Origin of the sequence: Brevibacillus sp. GCM10020057 (assembly GCF_042683565.1) — a bacterium.
Taxonomy (GTDB): Bacteria; Bacillota; Bacilli; order Brevibacillales; family Brevibacillaceae; genus Brevibacillus.
This window is the reverse complement of the sequence record NZ_JBHUJW010000037.1, coordinates 22,165-46,425: the sequence shown is the minus strand read 5'-3', so window position 1 is coordinate 46,425 and position 24,261 is coordinate 22,165. Positions and strand designations below refer to the sequence as shown.

The window sequence follows — 24,261 nt, the reverse complement described above, 5'->3', positions numbered from 1 at the left end:
AATATTAAACAGAATATAGGATGAAATTAAGTAGTTTCTTAGCATAATCAATTCACATATAAATTTGATTTTTCACGAAGGTGGGTTTGTTTTGAGTGTTGTTTTTTCTTTTGAAGATTTCATCGAGCGATGGGAAGAGAGACCAGTAGTTATTCCTGACACAAATATAATCCTCGATTTATACAGGTTTTCATCTCACACATGCGAGCACATTTTAGAGTTGCTCCAAGAGATTCAAGATCAGATCTGGATACCGCATCAAGTTTTGGCGGAATACGTGAAGAACTACCGAGAGGTAAAAGCCAACGCTCTAAAAAAGTACGGTGACGTAACAGAAAAAATCCAAACTATTATTCAAAAGGCTAGAAATGAAGTAGCTAAGCAATTAACTAGATATAGTGGGTTTCGGTTCCCCAAAATCAACGAGTTGGAGGCTTTTATCAATACAAAAATATCAGAAATCGAAGTTCAGGCTAAAGAGTTTGGGAATCAGATTAGGGATGAAATCGAAAATAACGAACGTATGATTCAAGAGGATAAAGTAAAAAAATTCATGGACCAAATGGTTGAAAATGGAAAAGTCGGCAGAGCCTTTACTTATTCAGAGAAAATGTCTCTATACGCAGAAGGTGATGCTAGGTATGCCCGCAAAATACCTCCGGGTTACATGGACATTAAAAAGGATAAAAAGGATAATACCCTTACGCAGAAATTCGGCGATTTATTCGTTTGGAAGCAAATTTTAGAATACGCTCGGCAATCTCAGCGTCCAATTCTATTTATCTCAAAAGATAAGAAAGAGGATTGGTGGGAGCTTGATGGAGACGGCAATCCGATTCGCCCAAGAACAGAACTTTTGGAGGAATTTCGTGATTATAGCAACCAAACGTTTACGATGGTCAGTCTTGCAGAATTTGACCAACATGTTAGCAAAATCATCAATAAGGAAAATACACTGTCATATCTCGAATTAAACGCAACAAGCGTTGCTGAAGACTTGATAGAGAAAGAAGGATGGGACCTCGTTTTAAATGGGGATGGAGATTTAACAAGGTATCTTATACATAGCGGGGAACTGCAGGAATATGTTTCTGACCCCATTTCTGATGTTGAACCATACGAATTCTCTAATGCACAATTGGAGATTGATTATGTAGATTCAGAAGAATCTTCTGTTGTAATGGAGGGAACATTTTCTATTACTGTTGAGGCTTCAATATCGGAATCTGCCTTCAGTGATCATGATTATTCCTCGGATGCTGTAATATGTATACGTGGAAGTATTACGCTCGAGTTTGATATTGATTTAGAAGGGCAGTTTGATAATAACATTATTGAAGATACAGTGCATATTTCAGTGGGTGGTTTTGAAATTGATAGTGTCCAATATACACCAGAGGATGATGGCTGGGAAGAAAAATGTGTTATTTGTAATCGTAAAAATCCTTCCCATCAATTATCTAATGGCGATCCGATTTGTGAAAACTGCTCTTCCAGTTATGAAGTTTGCCCAAACTGTGGATTATTCTTTGAAAAAGGGGAGTTGGCTGGAGCATTTTGCGTTGACTGTGAAAATAACCTGTAACTCGTTTGGTGAACCTTAAACTTTATTGGGTTTCGTCCTCTATTCTCCGCATAGGGTTAGCTGAACTGAAGAGACAATTAGGCTGACCGCAATCGAAGTCGATACCGGGGCGTTTTTGCGGTGATATCAAAACCGTGACCACTTTCGGAGATGCTCATGTATCGCTGTTTTCGGACGGGGGTTCGAATCCCCCCGCCTCCACCATAAAAATATTGACCTTATGCGGTCTGGGCTTTTCTTATGTGCGAATTTGTAGACGTCTCGTAGACAAGAGCCTTGAAAGAGTCGGATTTCTGTAAATCTTGTAGACGAGTTGTCTACAACTAAATCGTAACAAGTTTTTTCAACATATGAATGTGTTGTGTGTCGAGCCCTATTCTCCAGCAATACCTATACTTTAAAGGTAAAGATGCTGCTTTTAATTATCGTTTTTTGACACTCTTCGCTCATGTGGAGTGTGTAATATTGATGAAATTGAGGGGGCAATCCTAAACGGCTTATGCCCCCTTCTTCAATGGATTTTGGAAGTTGTAACTGATTTCGATAGAACCGTCAGTTTGAACGTCAATTCGTTTAATCATCTTGTGAATCATTTCCCGAAGGATTTCCTCATTACTCACATCTAGGGTGGCGAATCTCATTAATTCTCTCTTAAACGCTGTAATCCTCGATTCCGTTTCATGTTCAATGGCTATTTCCGATTCGAGCCGGGATTTTCGTTCCTCCAATACTTGACGTTCATTCTTTATCGCCCCACAACAAGCGTTGAACAACTCCTTATCAATCCCAATAAGACATCCATCCCTGCCAATTACGGCATACCTTCATTACGGAACATGTGCGGTCTAACCATGATTTCTCCCTCATACAAACACTCAGCGGACACAGTTCGGCAAATATGATTATGCGATACTCGAAGACGATAGAAGAATACAAGCTACAAGCTGTAGAAGGGCTTTATAAGGACTAAATCAAGAGATCCACCCAAAGGGCGGCTCTTTTGCTTGTTTAGAAGCCTTCTGTATTGCTTAAATGTCTCAAAATAGAACCCATCCACTAACGAATGAATCGCTTTTTGATGTCGCGGCAAAGTTTACCCACGTCGTACTAAATTTTTTCGAATTGGCGATGTGACGCAATAAAAAAAACAAGGCTCATGTAGATACTCAGTGTTGTACAAATAACACCAGAATCTAAAAAGTCTGTCAACAATGCCCGGAAAAATGGTAGTATTATCCTAGTGACAATTGGAGGTGTGTCCATGGACTTTGAATCAGAGTATAGTAGGCTATTAACTGAAACTTATAATGGGAAAGTTGTAACGGGAAAGCCAACTATCACAAAAATTAAAAGCCTGAACATCCATAATCGTAAAGTGTTTATTGAGTTCCATAATTACTTTTATTCAAAGATCATTGAGGGCGAAGAGGATTTTGTAAGCTATAAGGGCTATCGTTCAAAAATTCTTGATTTCTTATTAGACGATGAAATCAACTCCAAGTCACTAACTGAAATATCTCAAGCAGACGTAGAATCATATTTCAGGAGAAAATATGAAGTTGAAAAACCTCAAACATATAATTCTCGAATCAGTTATGTTCAGAAACTGTTTGACTTTATAAAATTGCCAAACCCAATTGCGTTTTATTTGATACCTCGAAAAGAAGAAATTGATAAGACTAATCCTGCTGTCGCACTAACTATTACGGAAATTGAGAGTATACGAAAGCTTTTCAAAAACCAATATATTAAACTTTTTTGTTTTGAGATGTTGTATCAAACTGATATTATATTGGAAGAACTAAAAGAGTGTAATTACTCTAATTTTAACAATTCATCTTTGGAGTTTGTATTAAAAAATAGACGTATTTCAGTACCTAGCTCTCTACTTCCGATAATCGAGAATATTAAAGGGGATACTGAATATTTTAATGTATCGAGGGATTATAACGAGTTAATAAAAAGCATGAGGCAGGATATTATTGGAAGTGGAATTAGAAAGGCAAGTTTTAAGCCTAGTGATATTTGGAAAACGGTTGAGGAAGTTACCCATTATAAATGTGTTGGTTGCGGCAATACTTATGAAGCTATTGCAGATAATTGGTGTCTAAAACAATTTGAACCGGAAGGTTCGTTATGGCTTGTTTGTCGATTTGAATGTGGCGAGGGATATTGATGGCAAAGATATTTTCATTATTTGATTTACTACCAGTATACTATGCCACTATAGAGAACAATTCTGGGAACCCTATACAACCTCAGACTTCTGATTATGAGAATAGTAATGAAAAAATGCTGAGGAACTATGAGTGGTGGAAGGTTGCCGAAGAGTTTGGGAAAGAAGGAGAAGCAACTGTTCTTAATTACCTATCAAAACAATATAATTCAGTAGAAAAAGTCAAGGATGCAGAGGGATATGATTTCAAAGTCGTTGATTTAGCGAATGTAACACTAAGAATAGAGGTTAAAACTGTTCAGTCCTTCGATAGTGCAGTTTATATTACACGCAATGAACTTAACAAAGCAAACCAGTACAAGAGTAGTTATTATATTTATTTGTTGGTTGTAAATCGAAATGAGAAATATGCTGACCTTTTCATTGTTCAAAATCCGATTGACTTCTTTGAAATAAATATGGTTTTTGTAAATGAAGTGTTCAAAAATAAATACATAAACTTTGAAAACAAAGCTTTTCGAATAGAATTTAATAAAAGTTTCTTCGCTTCCGAAACTGTTGTGAAGACTCATGTGAAATTACCATTTCTTTTCTGAGAAATCCAAAAACACATTAGCGAATTCCATATCTAAATCTGTCCATTTTACGCAGCCCATACATGTGGAGTGTCTAATATTGATGGTTTACAATGCCTGAGATGTGACAGTATAGTTCGAAGTTTATAGTGGTGAACATTATAAGACATATAAACGCATGTCAAATGATATAGAATTGTGGTACTATTATCCCATAATTTATCGCATATTGTTTAACTCAACCTAAAAAATGCTTTAGAAACTTTAAATGAGAGAAGGTATAGTGGATATGGATTGGGATAACCTTAAACACAAGTCAGATCAAAGAAAAGATAATGAAAAGACGATTATGGAATTAAAAAAGCGTTGGGAAGAATTGGATATTGAGTGTACTAGATACTATTTGCAGTTTGACGTGGAAACAACTGATGCAAAAGATTCATTAGAAGCAAAAGCAATTAAAAGATTTGAAAATTATTTTCTCAATAAAGGATTCAATGTAACAGGAAATGCTTCGAAATTGGAAGCAACCTACAATGATATTAAGATAACATTTACTTCAAATGAAGGGTATGCATACAGTATTCATTTCTACATTGGTCGAGATCTTCGTGATTGTAAGGTTTTCAGTTTGCAAATGGCTAAAGAATTCGAAGGTCAATACAAGCAATTGTTAGTCGATAAAATAAAGGATAACAGCAGTATCGAATTTGCTCAAGAACAAATTGATAAACTAGAGAGGAATAAAAAGGAGATCTTAAGACTAATAGCAGATAAAGACAAAATTAGTTTTAAGTTTGAATTAGACAAGCATTATTCTGGGATCGATGGACAATATGATAGTATTGAAGAAATTATAGAAACATTAGAAGATAAATTTGTTCTTTAACATATCGTGATTTATAATATTCCGAATTTTTGGCTCAAGCGAAACATGGCTTGGGCTTTTTATTTTATATCCGTACTTTTCTCCATCAGATTAAAGTTACCTAATTCAAAAGTCCAAACATCAAGTTATGATACGAGTAACTTAAATCATAGAGGTGACGGACATCTCCAGAGGCGGAAAACGGGAAGGAGCGGGGCGAAAAGCACAAGGTATCATACTGTTTATTTCAATTTAAAAGTGCTGAGTTTTGCAATGCATTTATACAATCGTGGCTTTACATGGAGAGGCGGGTATGATAGGCTGAATCGCCAAGCGAAATCATATTGATATCGCCCTTTCAGCCTGTATCATACCCGTAGAGACCAGCTATGCAATGTCAATACCCCTTCATGGATGATTCTTTTAATTGACTACGCAGGGGGCACACCCCCTGCACCCCGTCACTCGCCGTGAGGCAGCTCCAGCAATGCATGCTGGAGAAGGGAACGAGTGTGGGTGGAATATCTCATCTGTCAAGGCAAAAGGCATGCCTTGACAGACTGACTCCAGATTTCTAAGAGTTACTTTGTGGCCAAGTCTGGCGCATAGGGTTGATTATCCCGTAAAATTGCAAAAATTACAGCCGATAACTTACGGCTAACTGCACCGAGAGCTGCTTTGCCATGCTTACCTCGGGAAATTTTATCATCATAAAACGATTTAAATACAGGATCGTACAAGCGTGCCGAATTAGCTCCAAGCCAGAGAGCTCGTCGTAAATAGACAGAACCCCTCTTTGATATATGATTAGTAGTTCCGGTAAACTGTCCGGATTGCCGAACAGCAGGATCAAGACCCGCAAAGGCCGCAAGTTGCTTCGGAGTTTGAAAGCGCGTGATATCTCCAATCTCCGCCAATATGCTAGCAGCTAACACTGGACCAATGCCAGGAATTGTTAACAAATGATGATCGAATTCAGAAAGTCGTTCGGCGATTTCTTCTTCCAAGCGCTGAAGTTGTCCCTCCATAAAGCGAATCTGTTCCATAATCATTCGCAATTGAAAGAAATAAGCATCAATAGCCAGATCAGCACCAAAAGATTGCCGTGCGGCCTCCTGAATCCTTTCAGCTTTTGGTTTGCCCAATCGGTTTTTGCTATGTTCCGCTAATAGTTTAGCCAGCTCTTCAGTGTCTACATGTAATAATTCCTCTGGAGTTGTATAAGTCATAAGTAACTCGGTAGAGGCTCTACCAAATATATCGCTGAACAACTGCTCATATTCTGGAAAAATCGTATCCAAAACCGAAATGACCTGGCGCTTCAAATCACTAATCGAATCGACAAAGCTAAAACGAAATCGTGTAAGTTGACGAAGACCAATCATTCCCTCTTCAGCAACTTTGGTCTTTGTGTACCGGCCAATGCGAACAAGTTCTGCAATGAGGAAGGCGTCTTTAGAGTCTGTTTTGGTCTGACGAATATACAGGTTACGTAGGGCATCTGATTGGATCGGGTTTAAAATGTCGATCGTGTATCCTTGTTTGCGTAAAAATGAATGTAATGCAAGCCAGTAATGTCCTGTTGCTTCCATGCCAATGAGTACACCCTCACTAGAAGGTACATGTGTACGAATCCATTGTAAAAGTTTTTGCCCACCAGCTTGGCTATTTGTAAATTTCAACGTTTTTCCTACTGGTTTTCCAGTTGAATCAATTAAGCAAGCTTCATGGCTGCGTTTACTAATATCAATTCCCAAGTAAAACATTATTTTTTCTCCCCTCGTGGTCGGACCCGCAGAAACTTACGAGATACAACCTAGTTCGATATTCGTGGTCAAGCCACATCCAGCTCATTCGTATATACTCGTAAGTTCGGGGACCACACTCTCTGAGCGGGATCTTGTCCCAAGGCTCCATACGTGGCTCCCCGACCTTTATACGAGCATTGTATCTCAAACATGAAGGGGAGATAACATTACTATACTAGGCTCCATGTCAAGCCACCGCATAAACGGTGTATTTTCCGTATGAATATACGGCAATATTCGGCACTTTAAGATTGCCAAACACAGGAGCACACTGGTTTAGTCGTTTTTGGAAGCGTTCATGATTGGAGAATGGCACCTTGCACGTTTCTTTCCTTGTTTAGTTTTTCTACGGTGTCCATGACCAATGGAAGAGCGTTCCTCTTGGAGACCTTCCAAGCCACTATCTCCTTGTTGAAAAGATCCTGTATCGCTGACAAGAAACAGAACTTGCCCTTTCTCAAAGCAATTTGCATCCGCGTATATCCATAAAATGGGTATTTTCGCTGGATCGCTACCAGATGTTCTTTGATGCTCCTCTCTTGTTGACGTCATCTATCACATTGTTTAGATGAGATAATTCAACACTTTTCACGATAAGAATGATTCTTATGGAAGTGGTTATTAGGTCTACCTCCTTTTTTTGTAGTAAAATATTGAGTATTTACTAAATTGGGGAGAATTATCTCAATTCAAGTTGCGGCCAATATTACATACTGATAGAATTAGGTTGGAAAAAGATTACAAGGTAAATAATGCGCTAGTTTCCTATATTTCTTACTGTTTTGCTTTTTGCACTCGCTATTAAAGAAAAATTTTGGTGGATCAAGTGGGACCGAGATTACGAGAATTGGTTTTAGTGATGTGCAACGAGAATAGTTGGGCAGTTGTTGGAATCAGTATTCAACCGGAATGGGTATTCTTCTACACAGTCTGCCAACTCCAGAGGACATTATGACTAAATTGAAAGGTGTCACTTCTCGACATCTAAGAGATGAGTTTGAACATCTTAATCACTTGCCCAGTCTCTGGACACGGACATTCTTTGTAAGTACGGAAGAGAACTTTCCTTACGAGGAAATAAAGCATTTTATCAGCAACCAAAAGAAAAGAGGTTTACTCGTCCCGCTTTACTGGCGAAGTGAAAATACAAGGGAGGGACAATTTTACTTCATGAGACATTTCGACTATTTGACACATGATGAAATGGATGAACTCTTCTACCAGAAGCCAATTTCTATAAATCGCAACACAGAAAGAGAGATTCTTTCATATGCATTAGGCGCAAGTTTGTATACGCCTGCAACAAAAACTACGATCTTATCAGACATTCTTTCAAAGAAATACGAGGGTCTTATTTCAACTGTCATTTGTCTGGAGGACTCTATTGGAGATCATGAAATAGTTGAAGCAGAGGGTAAGTTAGTGGAGCAAATTAGAGAAGTTTATCAGCTGATCTGCAAAGGTGTACTTAGTATTACTGATATCCCTCTAATTTTTGTGCGAATACGAAATGTTAATCAGATGAATATAATTATTCAAAAACTTGAGGAATCACTCTGTGTTCTGACAGGATTCGTATTCCCGAAGTTTACGGGTAATAATGGTGAGCAGTACTTTCGAGCTCTTCAGGAATGTAACGATCGTCATCAATTTATAGTATATGGGATGCCGATCTTGGAGTCGGCAGAAGTAATTTTCAAGGAAAGTCGAATAGATGAACTATTACGTATACATAAGATTCTGGAAGAATATCGGCACCTGGTTCTAAACGTAAGAATAGGAGCGACAGATTTCTCCAGTTTATTTGGCATTAGGAGAGGGCCAGACGTCACCATTTATGACATTTCTACGATTCGAGACTGTATTGCGGATATTGTAAATATCTTCACTCGTGAGGGAAGCAATTTTGTTGTTTCTGGTCCAGTATGGGAGTATTTTATCAATGGTGATCGGTTGCTTAAACCACAACTTCGCCAATCTCCTTTTGAAAAACAACTGGGTGGTGCATTTGGGAGAAACCTCAGGCAGCAACTGTTGAAACAGTGGCAAGATGGCCTCATAAAGGAAGTTCTATTAGACAAGGAAAATGGTTTAACAGGCAAGACGATCATTCATCCAAGTCACATTAAAATCGTTCATTCGTTATCTGTAGTTAGCCATGAAGAATATGAAGACGCGGTGAGCATTTTGCATAGTAAATCCAACGGAGTTCTTAAAAGTAACTACTCTAATAAAATGAACGAGGTAAAACCCCATACTTCTTGGGCCAGGAAAGTGCTTATTAAGTCAAAATTATTTGGAGTCTATCATGAACACAATAACTTTATCAACCTTCTCGCAAGAACAGCCAATATACAACTACAGTATTCTCGGTGACTTACATGTATCTATACAGATACAAGAGAACCCCTATAATATCCCTCTCAACTCATTGTTTGAAATGGCAGCAAGGATTAATAAGAAGAGAGGATTTCTTTTTGTAAGCAAAGTGTTAGGTAAACATATCCCTGTCAAACCATCGACCTCTTTATTGAGCGGAGCAGCTTTGGCGGCAAGGTTCATGGAAGTCTTTTATCAGAGACCTTCTGAAATCTCCGCGATTATTGAGGGTTTAGTGAAAACGGATCTAAGTAACTCTGTATTTAAAGAAGTATCTGGTCAGTTGCTGTCTTTGCCCGAGCCAGTAATATTTATTGGTTTTGCAGAAACGGCAACAGCTTTAGGTCATAGCGTTTTCTCACGCTTTCAAAGCCAAGCGACATATGTTCATACAACGAGGGAAATAATTGAGGGAATTGAACCGGTCATTACATTTGAGGAAGAGCATTCTCACGCTGTGGCCCATCGTTTTTATCCAATCGACTTGGAGGTACTAAGATCTACATCACCGATTGTTCTCATCGATGATGAAATAACAACTGGTAGAACTGCACTGAATATCATTCGTGAAATTCAATCAAAGTACCCAAGGAAACACTATGCGGTGGTTTCTCTGTTAGATTGGAGATCGAAAGAAGATTGTTTGCGATATAAAGAGACTGAGGAAGAATTGGGGATTCAAATCACTTCGGTATCCCTTTTAAAAGGAGAGATCCAAGTAAGTGGTTCGCCTGTTGGAAGTGAAAGTGATACAACTGAGTATTTTACTAGTGATGACGTAGAGTGCGTAAAGGAGATCAATTTAAATACAGTGGGAATGAAAAGGATCGCTTTCCCTTCGATTAATTCTACTGGATCAGTAAATTATACGCCTTATCTTCAAGCGACAGGACGGTTTGGCTTGTGCGTATCAGATCAGAGAAAATTCGAATTTGAGAGTGAAGCGCTGGGAACTTTTTTGCAAAAGTACAGAACAGGTAAAACGCTATGTATGGGGACCGGAGAATTTATGTACGTTCCAATGATGCTATCCGCTTATATGGGAGAAGAAGTATGGTATCAATCTACGACGAGGAGTCCAATTCATCCAGCGGATTGCGAAGGATACGCTGTGAAAAATAAAGCCTCTTTTATTTGCCCAGATGATCCTGCAGTTACCAATTATTTTTACAACATTCCTGAGGGATACTATGATGATCTTTTTGTATTCATCGAAAGAAAGACGGATCATATTAGTCTAAAGTCGTTTTATCAAGCAATAAGTAAGTTTGGCATTCCGAATAAAATTGCCTTTTTTTTCTCGGGAGAACGGGGGAAGTAACTATGGAAAATACATCCAAGCCTTTATGGACTCTGCGTATCCAACCACCAGTTCCGATGGGTAGCTATGCTGAAGAGGACGTTACATTTCTATTAAAAGAGTTGGGCGCTAAAATGAAAGAAACCTCTACGCAAGATCGTGAGAAAAATATTCAGTCAGGGGTGCATTATTCAGAGATGTTGCCCATTGAATATAAACCCACTAACGAATATTTGGATCTCTTTCACAAAATGTTGAAGAGTACCGCAAAAAAAGTTGCGCTAGCAACTGGGATCGTTGGTGAATTGATTAAAGCAAAGCGAGGGTCAAATGTCATTCTGGCATCTTTGGCACGGGCGGGTACACCGATCGGTATATTGATTCGGCGATATTTAAAGCAAATCCATCAAATTGAAGCAAAGCATTATAGTATTTCAATCATTCGAGGTAAAGGTATAGACGAAAATGCACTCATTTATATTTTGACCAATCACCCTGACTCTGAGATTCAGTTTGTTGATGGTTGGACGGGAAAGGGGGCTATTACGAAAGTTCTTCAAGAGGCGGTTATCCAGTTTGATCATAAATATGGAATTCGACTAAACGATGACTTAGCTGTTCTGGCTGACCCCGGTCATTGTGTTAGCACTTTTGGTACTAGGGAAGACTTCTTGATTCCGAGCGCATGTTTAAATTCCACGGTTTCAGGATTGATAAGTAGAACGGTACATCGAAGTGATTTAGTAGGAGAGTATGACTTTCATGGAGCGAAATTCTACAAAGAATGGTTTGAGGAAGATGTTTCCCGTATATTCGTCGATACGATTTCAAAGTATTTTAAAGACATCGAAGAAGAAGCCAAAGCTGCAGCTCGGCTTCATCTGGTGATTGGGGAAAGTGCTCCGACTTGGAAGGGTTTTCAGGATATCCAGAGAATCCAACACGACTACAGCATTTGCGATATTAACATGATAAAGCCTGGGGTTGGCGAGACAACCAGAGTTTTGCTTCGTAGGGTCCCTTGGCAGATTCTTGTGGATCGAATCGATAATCCAAATCTTAAGCACATCCTATTACTGGCAGAAGATAGAGGTGTGCCAGTCATTGAGTATCCTGGGTTGTCTTACTCGTGTTGCGGTATCATTAAACCAGTATTAGGGGGAGAATCATGATTTTCGCAAGCGATCTTGATCAAACCCTTATTTATTCAACCAAGTTCTTAGGAGAGTATCATTACTTCGTAAAACCAATTGAATTATATGAAGGCAGAGAAATCTCATTTGTTTCGTGTAAATCATTTGACTTGCTGAAGAAAATCAATGAACAACACATGTTTATTCCAGTAACTACCAGAACTGTAGAGCAATATCAACGTATTTCCCTATTTCATAATGACATACAACCACAGTATGCCGTGATGAGTAATGGTGGTGTAATCATGCATAACGGGGAAATTGTCAAGTCGTGGAAGAAAATTATAGAAAAACGAATTCAAAATGAAAGTGCATCGTATAAAGAAATCAATGGGAGATTTAAACAGATCTTTGGGGATGATACATGGATTCTCTCGTTAAAAATGGCTGAAGATCTTTTCTTTTATTACATTATTGATCGGGACAAATTGCCTTTGCAAAAAATAGAAGAGTTTGGAAACTGGGTTGAAGAACGAAATTGGAGCATGTCTATTCAAGGTAGAAAACTGTATCTTGTGCCGAATGGAATAAATAAAGGTGATGCGATTCAGTTCATCGCCGAGCGTGAAAACGAAGAGATGATCATCGCTGCCGGAGATTCATTGTTAGATCTCCCGTTGCTGTTAATAGCTGATATAGCCATTGCACCCAATCACGGAGAACTTTATAGGCAGTCCTCGAAGATAAGGACTGTTAAACGCGTCATCTTTACAAAGAGCAACGGGATGTTGGCATCAGAAGAAATATTGAATTATGTTTTGAAGGAAAGACTTGTTAAATAGAGTCGCTGATAGAATTTTTCGGTTTTTTCATATATTTTAAATGCCATATCGTTTCGATTTTGGACAATTTTAGCGAAAAATGAAAAATTTTGTAGCCATCTTTGTAGATATATGGAATAATGGAAGAATACAGTAATTATATAATTTTGTTTTAGGGATAGTTCTTAGAGATTATTCCTGATAGATCAGGAGGGTGTCTATGTCTGTCATTAGCTTACAAAAGGGCCAGAAAATTGACCTCACAAAAGGTAACGCTGGGTTAACTAAGTTGCTTGTTGGGCTTGGCTGGGACCCAGTTAATAAGTCCGGTGGCGGATTCTTGAAAGGCTTGTTTGGCGGACAAGCAGATATTGACTGCGATGCATCCGTCTTTTTGTTAGACCAAAACGGGAAGTTGTCAAAGAATAACAATCTCGTTTACTTTGGAAACAAGACCAGTCCTTGCGGCAGCGTTCAACATACCGGTGATAATTTGACTGGAGATGGCGACGGAGATGACGAGCAAATTCGAGTGGATCTCTCCAGGGTGCCAAATGATGTACATAGGCTCGTGTTCGTCGTAAACATCTATGATTGTGTAAGCAGACGCCAAGACTTTGGTATGATTGGAAATGCCTACATCCGGGTTGTTAATCCCACCAATAATCAAGAACTTTGCAAGTTTAACCTGACAGAAAACTACTCCGGAAAAACCTCTTTGATAGTCGGGGAATTGTACCGACATGACGGAGAATGGAAGTTTTCTGCAATTGGGGAAGGTACGTCGGATACATCTATCAGCCAACTTGCAAGACGCTACTAGGTCAAATGTGGCAATGTTTCGGTAGTAATTAAAACTTATACAAATCATAATTATGGGAGGTATTTCAAATGGCAGTTTCATTGCAAAAAGGTCAAAAGGTAGATCTCACCAAAACAAATCCTGGTCTTACTGAAGTCGTTATCGGTTTGGGATGGGATACCAATAAATACGATGGCGGAAAAGACTTCGATTTGGATGCCTCTGCATTTGTTCTGAATGGACAAGGTAAAGTTGCGGCAGATTCTGACTTCGTTTTCTACGGCAACAAACAAAACGCAAGCGCTTCTGTATTACACTCAGGAGATAACCGTACTGGAGTAGGTGATGGGGATGATGAAACAATTGAAGTGAAACTGGCTAACCTTCCAGCTGAAGCGGAAAAGGTTTCTTTCACTATTACCATTTATGAGGCTGCTGAGCGTGGCCAAAACTTTGGTCAAGTTTCCAACGCATACGTACGCGTTTTGAACAAGGCAACCGGTGAAGAACTGATTCGTTACGATCTCGGTGAGGATTACTCCGTAGAAACCGCGTTGGTCGTTGCTGAGCTCTATCGCCATGGATCTGAATGGAAATTCAATGCTGTTGGTGCAGGCTATAAAGATGGGCTTGCAGGCCTGTGCCGTGATTTTGGCGTAAACATCGGTTAAGGATAGCTGTGGCACTCCTGAAGGAACTTCTTTCAGGAGTCCCTTACACATTTTCCTGAAAGGATGAGCATAGATGTCCGTTATTAGCTTAACGAAAGGCCAAAAAATCGATCTTACGAAAGGTACCAATCTTTCTAAATTGGTTGTTGGGCTCGGATGGGATACCAATAAATACTCTGGCGGTAATGATTTTGACCTCGATGCTGCTGCTTTTCTTCTTCGTGCAGGCGGAAAGGCTACAGGCATTCAAGATTTTGTATTTTACAATAACCTTAAAGGCGCTAATGATTCGGTCATTCATACCGGTGATAACCTGACTGGTGAAGGCGATGGTGATGATGAGCAGATTAAGATAGACCTTGCTCGCATTCCAAATGAAATTGAGAAGATCGCCATTACTATCACCATTCACGATGCAGATATCAGAAAACAAAACTTCGGTCAGGTTTCTAATGCATTCGTACGTGTTGTTGATGAGGTAACAGGTCGTGAGGTACTTCGCTATGATCTTGGTGAAGACTTCTCCGTTGAAACTGCCATTGTCGTTTGCGAAATTTATCGATATCAAGGTGAATGGAAGTTTTCGGCGGTAGGCAGTGGTTTCTCGGGTGGTCTCAAAGCACTTTGCCAGAATTTTGGACTGCAAGTTAGCTAATTATTAACGTAAAAGTGCTAGTTGCTGCAAGGGCTAGCACTTTTTTCTTACCAATTATTAATGCAGGTGATAAACGTGGCGTTGACGGTTGTAAAAGGTCAAAAAGTTGATGTAACGAAAACAACACCCGGCTTAACCAAGGTAATTGTTGGGCTTGGGTGGAATGCTGGCAATGGAATGGAATTAGATGCATCGGCATTTCAACTCGGTTCAACCGGCAAAGTAAATAAAGAAGAGGATTTTATCTTCTATGGAAATCCTCGTTCCCAAGAAGGTGCGCTGCTTTTGCAAGATGGGGCAGGGGATCAACAAAGGTTTGAAATCGATTTCTCTAGGTTGCCTACTAAAGTTGAAAAAATCGCCTTCACGATAACCATTTACGATGCAGTTGCACGAAGACAAACTTTTGCACAAACATCCAATTTGTATCTTAGAATTCTGCATGGAATGAACGGTACAGAACTGATACGCTTTCCTATAGAGAATTTTACTGTGGAGAATGCGATCGTTACAGGTGAACTCTACCGTCATAATGGTGAATGGAAGTTTAATGCAATCGGAAGCGGTTTCCATGGTGGACTAGCTGCACTTTGCGAAAATTTCGGTGTGCAAGTTTCCCAGGAGCAATCTACGACACCTGTAAACCAACACCAACCCCCTGCGGTACCACCACCCGTTCCGCCAGCACCTCCGATCAACCTTTCAAAAATTGAGTTGAAAAAGAAAGGTGAATCCATAAGTCTGAAAAAATCTTCGGGTTCTCTTGGGGAAATCACTGTTAACTTAAACTGGAATCAAAAAACGTCGCAGACTGGCGGTATAGGATTTTTAGGTTTTGGACGTACCAGTAATATCGATCTTGATCTGGGATGTCTTTATGAAATGACGGATGGATACAAGGGGTGTGTACAAGCCCTCGGCGAAGCCTTCGGGGAATATAATTACTTCCCTTATATTTCTCTGGATGGCGATGATCGGACAGGCTCTATTTCGGAAGGGGAGAATCTTCGGATCAATGGTGGCCAAATTCGAGAGTTTAAGCGCATTCTTATCTATGCCTATATCTATGAAGGTGTAGCGAAATGGGCGGAAACTGATGGTGTGGTTACCATTAAGCAAGCCGATAATCCCGATATCGTTGTGAAAATGGACGTACATGACCCTCGTAAAATCATGTGTGCCGTCGCGATGATTGAGCGGGATGGAGACTCATTTAAGATAAGCAGGTTGGTCGAATACTTCAACGGTCATAGAGAAATGGATCGACACTATGGCTGGGGCATGCGCTGGGAAGCTGGCAGCAAATAATAATCTTACTTATAGGAGGACATGTAAAAAATGGATGCAATAATCCAGTTTTTTGTTAACTCATGGGGAGCACTTCTTTCCATTATTGTAATTGATATGATCTTAAGTGGTGACAACGCAGTGGTTATCGCGATGGCTGCTCGAAACCTTCCGAAAAATAAACAAGGCAAGGCTATTTTTCTTGGCACATTCGGTGCGATTTGTATGCGAATTCTTTTTGCTGCGCTCGTTGTATGGCTCATTAAAATACCATACCTCCAAGCTGTCGGCGGGCTCCTTTTGCTTCACGTCGCTTATAAGCTTCTGGTGGAAGAAGAGGGGGATGGAGAGGTAAAAGGTGGTACGACCCTTCTCGCAGCTGTTGGAACAATCATTTATTCTGACGTTTTGATGAGTCTGGATAATGTAATCGCTGTTGCTGGTGTCGGCCATGGGGATATTCTGTTGATTGCGATTGGGGTTATCGTTTCTATTCCAATTATCCTCTTGGGTTCGGCCATCATTTTGAAAGCTATCGAGAAATTCCCGATTATTACCTATGTTGGTTCAGGTATTCTTGCATACACAGCTGGTGATATGATGGTTCATGATCGTAGATTGGATGAATATATTCCGGATACTGTAGGAATCGTAGGGGTCATTGTGATTACTGCGGGTGTTATTTTGGCGGGTTGGTTGAAAAAACGGAAAATTGAAAAACAAGAAGAGCAGGTCGCTGCATAATCGGTTCGACCTTTTGAAATTGCCATTGTGATGGAGTTTGACAAAGGCATCATTCTTGTATGAAGAGGGAAAACCACTACATTGGCTAAACTACTCAACAAAAGCGAGCGTCATCTTTATTGACTCTCGCTTTTGTTTTTTATGAAAGCCAATTACTCAGGCGGTTTGCAGATGATATCCTGTCAATACCGTTTTTATTTTGACCCACCATCGCCGGTTTAGAATGGACCCACCCACCGGTTTTTTGTTGGTTAGGTAGTAGAGGGGGAGACGTAGGCCCCGGTCCTCAACTTTTTACGAAGGCGGTAACTATTCCCTCTAATGTTGACGATGTGAGAATGGTGTAAGATTCGATCCAGAATAGCTGTAGCAAGTATCGGATCGTACATCAGTTTCCACGATTCACCACGAAGCTGGCGACAGCAATTGTAGCCGAAATTGGGGATGATTCGCAGATCAGCAATCGGAAACAACTTGTTGCCTTCACAGGGCTTGATCCGAGTGTATGTAGTTCTGGTGATTCACTGCAAGCGATAACAGAATTACGAAACGAGGCTCCAAAAGATTGAGGCGCGCCACTTATTTGGCAGTAGTCTGTGGTTTAAGAGGAGGGCTTAACCATCGAACACGAGAGTATTACGACAAGAAAAAAAGTGAGGGCAAGCCCCATAAAGTGGCAGTGATTGCTTGCGCCAACAAGTTACTCCATCACGTCTACGCTATGCTAAAAAGCGGGTCGCCCTACACCGTATAATCGTAAATAAGCCATAAGCCTCCAGTTTCTGGAGGTTTATTTGGTAAGCCCTTAAATAAGGATAACAAATTTTTATAGGTCAACCAATAGCAGCATTGACAAACTATTAGCTGGTTTTGAGCTTTTCAGGCATTCAAACAATTGTAGGTATTATTTTTTATAGATAACAATTTTTGGTGAGTTTCTTGTAGCGAAGGGATGAAATAGAGAGAGAAAAAGTGAGTGCAACAGCCGGCTACGGCTGTTGCAAGGTGAATCATTAGATTCCTGTTAACCTTACAAGAGTATTTGGGGGATAATTTGTTGTGATCTTCGCATCGAAAGCTGATAAACACAGCTTCCATGCTTTGAACTCTCCGATTTTTCTAAGCCCACCAATGTATCGATTGCGTACAAGTTCCGTAAGATTAGAAGAGTGCATTGATAAAACACCGCTATTATTCAGGATTGATAGTAAATATAGGTTGTTCATATCGACGCGAACACAGTTCCATGATTTGCTGACAATTCCGTTCTTCTTCATAGTGTCACAATAAGTTTTCGCGGGATCATTAGTTTCTTTTTGAAAGGCATTTTCTAGTTCCATTGCTAAAATATACTCAATTGCACGCATTGTTACAGGAGGGTAATCCTCCCAAGGGTGTACTCCAATACCGATACCAGAATCACTTTTTAGCTCCTCTGTGACAAGTCTGTAAAAGAGCTTTATTCCAGCTTGTTTCAAGATATCTGGAGTGTTTTCAACTGTGTATGCACTAAATGAGTGATAAAGTTTTTGCAATAAATTTTTACGTTCTATTTTTACGGCATTATCGATCCTGTAGCCGTCCTGAGTTTTTACTCGGGCATGGTTTTTAGTTTTAAATGTTTGGAAATGGTCAGCCTTGGTAATATCACTTGTCAAGCGTGGTATATCCGATAGAACATTCGTCAGGAAGTTAACCAACTCTCTGCATATGTGCTCTTCGGTATGCCGTTCATCGGCTGAGAGAACTTCTTTTAGCGAGTCGTGAAACTCTTTGACAATTAGATCTAGCCCCTCGCCTTTAAAAGAACGGTTAATGACTTCTTTTAGTTCTTGCCTGAACGTTTCTTCTGCAAAGTTTATTCTTCTGTCCTTCATTCCTGGTATCCCTAACACAGATTTAGAAGGATGAAGAATATTCATTGAGGTATCGATAACACTCTTCCTAAGTGGTGCGAAATCCGCTTCAAAGCTTTGCATGGCTTTTTCGGCTTCACGCTGCATATCGGCATATTCTTCCTCATCATCGCAAGGTTTTTTTAAATTGTATAGAAAACAAGCATCTCCGGCAGCTACTAATGGGGCTATGCCTTCTACGATTTTTTTGAATCCCGTCCGTGCAGTGTCGCCACCGCTGTCTGATAAAACAAGCATTACAAGATGTGCTTCTGCTATTTGTACCAGTTCATAAGAAGCTGATACACCTGGTGTATCGGTGATAATCAAGTAGGACAATTTGTTTTCGTTCATGATTTCTGATGCTAGTTGGCTTGGCTGTACAAATATTTCAATATATTCAGATGGTGAAATCTCTTTGCCAGACTCTCGTTTTTGTTTTAAGTAGTCATTGGTTTCAGCAACAAAATTTATTAGCCTTTTTTCATCTATTCGCGAATATTTACGTTCTTCTTCATTGTCTGTATTGAATTGAGCATATGGCTCTAAGATTTTTGGGGAAACAATGATTTTTACCGCACATTGTGTAAAGTCATCACCAGCTCCACTGAAAGCACGACGAAGGACAAAACACTCATGTTCTGCTACAAACACCGATGATGTGTAGCTTTTCCCTGTTCTAGGAAGCCCTACGATTGCTATAGACTTATGATCTCCAGCTTCAATCGGAACTGTATTTCTAATGGGAATACGGTTGTGTTTCCCCCCCCACTCTTGGATTTCCAGTAAATTGAATATTGGGCCGGACTCTAATCTCTTTATTGGAGGGGGGAAATCTGTATAACGGTTTTGCAAGTTTACAACTGCCGAAGAACTTATTCCAAATAAATCTGCAATCTCCTTTGTCCCGACAATATTTTGGGAATTGATCATAGCCATAAAGTATCACCTCAAATTTTGTTCACAAAAAAACGTATGAAATGTGAACTTTGTTCACAAAAATGTATCATTCCCTCTAATAATTGTCAATTATTTTTTAGCTCTAAAATGGCTTGATATAACTGTTCAGACATAATGTAATGTTAATATTGGTCAAGTAACCTTGACATGATCTAAAAAATTGGGCTACATCCTAGGGAAAACTGAATGTGGTTGCATCATTAGTTGCCGCTACACTTACCTCACGAGGTGGAGACACATGTTTTTTTCCCGTGTCAATGTTTTGATACTGTCATTGTTGATGTTGATATTACCTGGCTTGATGGGGTGCACTTCAGAAGCGGGTAATGATGTGCAAGTACCGAAAGCACATCAGGATTATATCACTTCATATAATTGGCACGTTGAGAAACGAATTGATTCCATACTGCATGAGAAAGGCTTTTACAACGGGGAGAGACTGACGCTGCTAAAAAGCGTCGGTTTGGATATAACCCCTTATACTGACTCGCAAATTAAAGAGTTCATTTATCTTTTGCGGGAACGGCAAGAACATGGAAAGATTTATTTTCACATCTATGAGGTTAATGACAAAATAATTGGGGCTCGTTTGGTTTACGAGGGATATTCGCCCGGAATGGTGAGTCTGAGAAAAAATGAATAATGAAAACGGGGACACCGGCGGTTAATGTTCTTTATTGAATAGAACCTACTTGAGTAAGTGACAGGGCTTTAGAGGTGTTTACCCGCTTCCGGACTGCAACCCAATTGCTGGACATACTCAACAGCTGGAGGTGCAGTTTTTCATGCTCAAGCTGCAAGCCTCGTCATACCAAAATCCTGTGGAAACCATCACCAATGTGATTTTGCTATAATAGAACCAAGGGTATTTTCAAAAGGCAAGCGGGACAAACTTCGCTGCATATACATGTATTGAGTTTACACGAAAAAAAGTTTGCCAATCGAAAAAGGGTGACGAACTTGAGAAAATACTCACAGCAACAGGAAAGTCGCGCGCTAAAATATGTGAAAGCAACTTTGGCGATGGAAGATCTCTTTTTAATCGAGCAAGAGGATCGGTTGTTGTTGGAGCGGGCGAATGGAAGCATGACGTATAGCGAATTTTTGGCACGTGCGAAGGAAATTGCGAGAAATGTTTGAATCAGAACAGTCCAGGTATTGTTATCCCGGCAGTGAAGTTTTCATAAATATTCCTGGTTTCAAAAAGCAGGAGCAGCTCGATGCGTTTGAGCGGATGGTGACGGCCGAGCGTTTGCGGTTGCTGTATCTGAAACCATTGAAGGGAACATTCGATAAAAAGCATTTATGCGACATCCACAAGTTTATTTTTGGCGATGTTTACCCCTTCGCAGGTAAATTGCGTGATGAAAATATTTCAAAGGGGAATTTTCGTTTTGCCTCAGCCCGCTTTTTACATGAACAAACAGACGAGTTGCTGCACAAACTGAAACAGGAAAATGACCTGAAAGATTTAGCCTATGACCATTTTGTGGACAGGTTAACCTATTACGTAACAGAGCTGAATGTCCTGCACCCGTTTCGGGATGGAAACGGCAGAACACAGCGTGAGTTTATCCGCTGCCTGGCTTTGCAAGCCGGATACCAGATAGATTGGACCAGAGTTGAGAGAAACCAAATACGAAGGGCAATGATTCTTTCGCACCGGGACGAGTCGGAATTGAGAGAGGTTATGACCAAGGTCTTGGTGAGCGATAAAGGGTAGGGCTGGGGGAGTCACCGTGAAAGTGTTTGAACTGAATTTGGGACAGAGCAAGCTGATGATGATTCAATTTTCACCGAAAACGGCTGATCCCGAAGTTCACGGCCATGGGTCGGATTTTCAGTTGAGCATTCCGCTGATCGGGACTCCGTATATTCAAATCAACAACCACGAGCGAAAGTTTGAAGAGCGACGCTGGTGCATTACTTCTCCCGGTGAAACACACTACCATTATTCAAATGAAGAAGGGTCGAGACTGCTGCTGATCAACTTGCAACGGTCATTTTTGGAGAGGGTGCTGGCAGAGCGGCTGGAGGGGAAGGCGGATCGGCTCGAATTTGCGCCCTGGGTGGAAAGCTCGGTGGAAGGCTTCAAAAAGATCGCTGCCCATGTGATGAAGCATACGCTGGACAGCTCGCTTCAGCTGGAAGAGCTGCAAGAGTTTGAGTACGAACTGGCCTCCTTGCTCTTTTCGCATGCCAAGGGGGCTCACTCCGATGCCTGGGGAAGCGCGGCAGCGTATACGGACCACCCTTCGCTGCGCAAAGCCATGGATTACATCCACGACGACTTTGCCAAAGAGCTGGACCTCGATACATTGTCAAGGGCGGCGGGAATCAGCAAATATTATTTAATCCGCCTGTTCCGAGAGCATGTTGGACAGACGCCCAGCCAGTACATTGCGGACTTGCGGCTTCGGCAAGCGGAACTGCTGCTGCGAACAACTCCCTATGAAGTAACGGATATTGCGTTTGAAGCAGGGTTTGGCAGCTTGAGCACGTTTGAGCGGCTGTTTAAAAAGAAGTACGGCATGTCCGCGAGCGAATTCAGAAAAGGCGTCTGATTGAAACAAATAGCATTTTGGCCAAGAAGCATTTTGATGGAGAGATCCATGAAACTGCTTTTTTTATTGCCTATCAATTATTGCTTCCGTTCGCCTTCAATTCTTGGGGAGTCCTGCTCAAAATATTGCGCTATAGTAACGGGGGAATTGCAAATATCCCTTGGAGAAAGAGAGCAGGTGGTTCATGTGGCGCGGTTTCATCCGATCGTCTGGTGTATGATCGCCGGAACGTTTTTGTCCAGGGCGGCGACGTACATGACGATGCCCTTTTTGGCGATTTATTTATACAAAAGCAGGGGCATCGAGGCGGATATTACGGGAGCGATTATTGGCGTGAGCTTCCTGGTCGGGACCTTTAGCAGTTTTCTGGGAGGAGTCTGGTCTGACAGGTACGGGCGTTATCCCGTCATGATTCTTTCCTTGCTGGGATGGTGCATGACATTCGCTGGATATGCATTTGCGGAGTCCGTCACCAGCTTCTTTTTGATCAGTGGACTGAACGGATTTTTCCGGAATATTTTCGAGCCTGCGTCCAAGGCGCTGCTTTCCGATATTACGAAGCCGGAAGATCAGCTGGCCGTATTCAATGCCCGGTATTTTGCCATCAATGCCGGGGCGGCACTTGGGCCGATTGCCGGTGTCTATCTGGGAAGCGCCGAGTCGACAGCGCCCTTTTTTCTTACGGCAGGCACCTATGCCTTGTTCCTCGTACTGGTCTTGCTCCTGAAAGGAATGTATCCGCTCGCGTCCGCCAATCGCGTTCAGCCGGAGCGCATTGGTCTACGGCAGGCGTTCGGTGTCGTACTTCGGGACGGCGTATTCCGCTGCTTCTTGATCGGCATGATGTTCCTGACTGCCGCGTACGCCCAGATGGAATCGACCTTGGTCCAGTACATGGGAAACGCACCGGGATTTGTGAACGGGGTACAGCTTTTCTCTGTGCTGGTCACGACGAACACGGTTGCCGTCATGCTGTTGCAAGTGCCGGTTATGCGGCTCGCTCGCAAATTTTCTTCCATGGCTTGCATGCAGGCCGGCAGCGTATGTCTTGCCTTGGCTATGCTTGGGTTCGGCGTGTTTCATTCCCTTTTCCTGCTCATTCTGTCCATGGTCTTGTTCACGATAGGGGAATTGCTGAGTTTTGTAATGGCAGAAGTGGTGATTCAGGAGATTGCGCCGGAGCATCTGCGCGGCACGTATTTCGGAGCAAGCGGATTTCAGTTTATTGGGCAAAGCATAGGGCCTTGGTTTGGCGGCGTGCTGCTTGAGTCTTTTGGCTTTTCGCAAGGCGGAATCGTTTTTGGCCTGTTGATGATGATGACGCTGCTCGCGATGCCGATGTTCGTCGCTGCACAAAGGCAGCAGATGCGGGCAAAACTGGTCAAGGTGAAGGGAGGAGGGTAAAATGGCACATTCACGCATGGAAGGTCTGGCAGAAATCATTGTGCATGCGTACGTCAGTTTTCGGGGCGAGACTCTCTCTTTCGACAAATTAGCCTAACAATTTTTGGTAGAATGCAGTATAATAGTCTTGTATAAAATTTACTATGCTAGGAGGGGGATTGTGAATTTCCGGGAATTGGATAGCGGGAGTAAAATGGTAGTGGTTGCAACTGCAGTAGCATTTTTGTCCTTATTTTTTAATTGGATCGACGCAGGGATTGTAGCCGTGAATGGGTTTCAACAACAAGGGTATCTTTTCTTGCTTCTTTTTCTGTATCCTTTTGCACAAGCCATCCAGAACAAGCGCATCAACAAAACGATTGGCTTGATTTGTTCTGTTCTCTCCATCGTGGGCATTATCGGTTTTATGATGTCGAAAACGATTGAGATTTTTGGGAAATCGATCAATGTCGCTTCCACGGGGATGTATATTTTCCTGATCGCGGGGATTTTGCTGTTTTGGGGAGTCGTCAAGCATGCGAAAAAGGAATCGATCGTGAGCACCCCTGAGAATTAGCAGGGTGGGCAAGTCCGGTTTCACCGTCTCAAGGTGGGGCCGGCTTTTTTCGTCCTGTGCTGTCAAACTTCATGCACC

General features: G+C 41.2%; 21 protein-coding genes and 3 pseudogenes. 21 read left to right on the top strand and 3 right to left on the bottom strand.

Annotation, left to right across the window (positions count from 1 at the left end; all coding sequences use genetic code 11):
• The first annotated feature begins 91 nt into the window (after nucleotides 1-91).
• The 5 genes from ACFSO0_RS11810 (at nucleotide 92) to ACFSO0_RS11790 (ending at nucleotide 5,225) form a co-directional block, all read left to right on the top strand.
• Nucleotides 92-1,585: a PIN domain-containing protein gene (locus ACFSO0_RS11810; protein WP_376880356.1), complete on the top strand. Its 1,494-nt coding sequence runs from the start codon at nucleotides 92-94 to the stop codon at nucleotides 1,583-1,585.
• Between the two features lie 796 nt (nucleotides 1,586-2,381).
• The gene (locus ACFSO0_RS11805) at nucleotides 2,382-2,555 is read left to right on the top strand and encodes a tyrosine-type recombinase/integrase (protein WP_376880388.1); all 174 of its coding nucleotides are present in this window, start codon (nucleotides 2,382-2,384) and stop codon (nucleotides 2,553-2,555) included.
• Nucleotides 2,556-2,846: 291 nt separating this feature from the next.
• Nucleotides 2,847-3,761: a hypothetical protein gene (locus tag ACFSO0_RS11800; RefSeq protein WP_376880354.1), complete on the top strand. Its 915-nt coding sequence runs from the start codon at nucleotides 2,847-2,849 to the stop codon at nucleotides 3,759-3,761.
• Entirely contained in the window at nucleotides 3,761-4,357 is a 597-nt protein-coding gene (locus ACFSO0_RS11795; protein ID WP_376880352.1) for a protein NO VEIN domain-containing protein, read from the top strand. The genes ACFSO0_RS11800 and ACFSO0_RS11795 overlap by 1 nt, the downstream gene beginning before the upstream one ends.
• Nucleotides 4,358-4,619: 262 nt before the next feature.
• Entirely contained in the window at nucleotides 4,620-5,225 is a 606-nt protein-coding gene (locus ACFSO0_RS11790; RefSeq protein WP_376880350.1) for a hypothetical protein, read from the top strand.
• Nucleotides 5,226-5,785: 560 nt separating this feature from the next.
• Here the strand turns inward: ACFSO0_RS11790 and ACFSO0_RS11785 are convergent.
• Entirely contained in the window at nucleotides 5,786-6,970 is a 1,185-nt protein-coding gene (locus ACFSO0_RS11785; RefSeq protein WP_376880347.1) for an IS110 family RNA-guided transposase, read from the bottom strand.
• Between the two features lie 769 nt (nucleotides 6,971-7,739).
• Here ACFSO0_RS11785 and tnpA point away from each other — a divergent pair.
• From tnpA to ACFSO0_RS11735, 10 genes and pseudogenes are all read left to right on the top strand, one after another.
• Nucleotides 7,740-8,125, top strand: a pseudogene (gene tnpA / locus ACFSO0_RS11780) (IS200/IS605 family transposase); the annotation flags it as partial.
• Between the two features lie 57 nt (nucleotides 8,126-8,182).
• The gene (locus ACFSO0_RS11775) at nucleotides 8,183-9,388 is read left to right on the top strand and encodes an HpcH/HpaI aldolase/citrate lyase family protein (RefSeq protein ID WP_376880385.1); all 1,206 of its coding nucleotides are present in this window, start codon (nucleotides 8,183-8,185) and stop codon (nucleotides 9,386-9,388) included.
• Nucleotides 9,321-10,712 (top strand): phosphoribosyltransferase family protein, encoded by a 1,392-nt coding sequence (locus ACFSO0_RS11770; RefSeq protein ID WP_376880345.1) that lies wholly within the window; start codon nucleotides 9,321-9,323, stop codon nucleotides 10,710-10,712. The genes ACFSO0_RS11775 and ACFSO0_RS11770 overlap by 68 nt, the downstream gene beginning before the upstream one ends.
• A gap of 2 nt (nucleotides 10,713-10,714) precedes the next feature.
• Nucleotides 10,715-11,863 (top strand): cysteine protease StiP family protein, encoded by a 1,149-nt coding sequence (locus ACFSO0_RS11765; protein WP_376880343.1) that lies wholly within the window; start codon nucleotides 10,715-10,717, stop codon nucleotides 11,861-11,863.
• Nucleotides 11,860-12,666, top strand: coding sequence for an HAD hydrolase family protein (locus tag ACFSO0_RS11760; RefSeq protein WP_376880341.1), 807 nt, complete (start codon nucleotides 11,860-11,862; stop codon nucleotides 12,664-12,666). The genes ACFSO0_RS11765 and ACFSO0_RS11760 overlap by 4 nt, the downstream gene beginning before the upstream one ends.
• Nucleotides 12,667-12,865: 199 nt before the next feature.
• Nucleotides 12,866-13,468: a TerD family protein gene (locus ACFSO0_RS11755; RefSeq protein WP_376880339.1), complete on the top strand. Its 603-nt coding sequence runs from the start codon at nucleotides 12,866-12,868 to the stop codon at nucleotides 13,466-13,468.
• Nucleotides 13,469-13,536: 68 nt separating this feature from the next.
• Entirely contained in the window at nucleotides 13,537-14,118 is a 582-nt protein-coding gene (locus ACFSO0_RS11750; RefSeq protein ID WP_376880336.1) for a TerD family protein, read from the top strand.
• Between the two features lie 73 nt (nucleotides 14,119-14,191).
• On the top strand, nucleotides 14,192-14,773 hold the full coding sequence (locus ACFSO0_RS11745; protein ID WP_376880334.1) for a TerD family protein: 582 nt from the start codon (nucleotides 14,192-14,194) through the stop codon (nucleotides 14,771-14,773).
• A gap of 75 nt (nucleotides 14,774-14,848) precedes the next feature.
• Nucleotides 14,849-16,081: a TerD family protein gene (locus tag ACFSO0_RS11740; RefSeq protein WP_376880332.1), complete on the top strand. Its 1,233-nt coding sequence runs from the start codon at nucleotides 14,849-14,851 to the stop codon at nucleotides 16,079-16,081.
• Between the two features lie 30 nt (nucleotides 16,082-16,111).
• On the top strand, nucleotides 16,112-16,804 hold the full coding sequence (locus ACFSO0_RS11735; protein WP_376880329.1) for a TerC family protein: 693 nt from the start codon (nucleotides 16,112-16,114) through the stop codon (nucleotides 16,802-16,804).
• A 251-nt stretch (nucleotides 16,805-17,055) separates the two neighbouring features.
• On the opposite strand, the pseudogene ACFSO0_RS11730 reads toward ACFSO0_RS11735, so the two are convergent.
• A pseudogene (locus ACFSO0_RS11730) lies at nucleotides 17,056-17,187 on the bottom strand (ATP-binding protein); the annotation flags it as partial.
• A 21-nt stretch (nucleotides 17,188-17,208) separates the two neighbouring features.
• Between ACFSO0_RS11730 and ACFSO0_RS19765 the strand changes: the two are divergent.
• A pseudogene (locus ACFSO0_RS19765) lies at nucleotides 17,209-17,558 on the top strand (transposase); the annotation flags it as partial.
• Between the two features lie 259 nt (nucleotides 17,559-17,817).
• Here the strand turns inward: ACFSO0_RS19765 and ACFSO0_RS11720 are convergent.
• A complete protein-coding gene (locus ACFSO0_RS11720) occupies nucleotides 17,818-19,638 on the bottom strand; it encodes a helix-turn-helix transcriptional regulator (RefSeq protein ID WP_376880327.1) in 1,821 nt (606 codons plus the stop codon).
• A 259-nt stretch (nucleotides 19,639-19,897) separates the two neighbouring features.
• Between ACFSO0_RS11720 and ACFSO0_RS11715 the strand changes: the two genes are divergently transcribed.
• From ACFSO0_RS11715 to ACFSO0_RS11695, 5 genes are all read left to right on the top strand, one after another.
• Nucleotides 19,898-20,302 (top strand): DUF4830 domain-containing protein, encoded by a 405-nt coding sequence (locus tag ACFSO0_RS11715; RefSeq protein WP_376880325.1) that lies wholly within the window; start codon nucleotides 19,898-19,900, stop codon nucleotides 20,300-20,302.
• A 489-nt stretch (nucleotides 20,303-20,791) separates the two neighbouring features.
• Nucleotides 20,792-21,382: a Fic/DOC family protein gene (locus tag ACFSO0_RS11710; protein WP_376880323.1), complete on the top strand. Its 591-nt coding sequence runs from the start codon at nucleotides 20,792-20,794 to the stop codon at nucleotides 21,380-21,382.
• Nucleotides 21,383-21,398: 16 nt separating this feature from the next.
• The gene (locus ACFSO0_RS11705) at nucleotides 21,399-22,223 is read left to right on the top strand and encodes a helix-turn-helix domain-containing protein (RefSeq protein ID WP_376880321.1); all 825 of its coding nucleotides are present in this window, start codon (nucleotides 21,399-21,401) and stop codon (nucleotides 22,221-22,223) included.
• Between the two features lie 186 nt (nucleotides 22,224-22,409).
• Nucleotides 22,410-23,627 carry an MDR family MFS transporter gene (locus tag ACFSO0_RS11700; RefSeq protein ID WP_376880318.1) on the top strand — a complete coding sequence of 406 codons (1,218 nt, stop codon included), beginning with the start codon at nucleotides 22,410-22,412 and terminating at the stop codon, nucleotides 23,625-23,627.
• 160 nt (nucleotides 23,628-23,787) lie between these two features.
• Nucleotides 23,788-24,183, top strand: a complete 396-nt coding sequence (locus ACFSO0_RS11695; RefSeq protein ID WP_376880315.1) for a hypothetical protein — start codon at nucleotides 23,788-23,790, stop codon at nucleotides 24,181-24,183.
• The last annotated feature ends 78 nt before the right edge of the window (nucleotides 24,184-24,261 follow it).